Here is a 498-nt window from a genome sequence, read left to right as displayed (position 1 = left end):
CTAAGACTGGAACATGGGCAGAATTCAATGCACCAGAAGTAACTGGCTACACTGCAAATCCAGAAAAGGTAGCAGAAGAAACAGTAACTTCAGATACTAAGGATACAAGCGTAACAATCACTTACACTAAGAATAGTGATACTCCAGTACCGTTTGATCCATCTAATGAAAATATGTACAAAGAAATAACTCGTACTATTATCATTAATATGCCAGATCAAGGTTCTCAAACTAAGCTTCAAACTGTTAAATTTACTCGTGAAGATAAAAACCATAATGCAGGTTATACTGATCCAGTAACTGGAAAGACTACTCTAAATGCATGGCATATAGTTAATGGCGTAGCAACTACTGGAACATGGACAGAATTTAATGCTCCACAAGTTGAAGGCTATACTCCAACACCTGATACTGTTTCAGCAGAAACTGTAACACCAGAAACTAAGGATGTATCAGTGATTATCTCCTATAGTAGAAATGACATTCCTGAGACCCCAA

At 37.1% G+C, this 498-nt stretch carries 1 pseudogene; it reads left to right on the top strand.

Going from position 1 to position 498, the window contains the following annotated elements:
• A pseudogene (locus AB5359_RS07715) lies at positions 1-498 on the top strand (hypothetical protein); the annotation flags it as partial.

The organism is Lactobacillus sp. RTP31084st1_F9_RTP31084_210423, from assembly GCF_040919545.1.
Taxonomy (GTDB): Bacteria; Bacillota; Bacilli; order Lactobacillales; family Lactobacillaceae; genus Lactobacillus; species Lactobacillus paragasseri.
Note: the sequence above shows the minus strand (reverse complement) of the source record. Positions and strands in the feature narration are given on the sequence as shown.